Raw genomic sequence first — 242 nt, forward strand, 5'->3', positions numbered from 1 at the left:
GAGCTGGGCTTTATCTATCAGTTCCACCATCTGCTGCCGGACTTCAGCGCGCTGGAGAACGTGGCGATGCCGCTGCTGATTGGCAAAACGGCTAAAACGGAAGCGCAGGATCGCGCCCGTGAGATGCTGGCCGCGGTCGGGCTGGACCATCGCGCCGCGCACCGGCCTTCAGAACTGTCAGGCGGCGAACGCCAGCGCGTGGCGATTGCCCGGGCGCTGGTTAACCGCCCACGGCTGGTGAT

At 65.3% G+C, this 242-nt stretch carries 1 protein-coding gene; it reads left to right on the top strand.

From position 1 onward, the window contains the following. Positions 1 to 242 (top strand): ATP-binding cassette domain-containing protein (locus tag SB756_RS34385; protein WP_410913794.1); only part of this gene is annotated, 242 nt, incomplete at both ends.

The organism is Pseudomonas sp. SIMBA_068, assembly GCF_046534705.1.
Lineage (GTDB): Bacteria > Pseudomonadota > Gammaproteobacteria > Pseudomonadales > Pseudomonadaceae > Aquipseudomonas > Aquipseudomonas putida.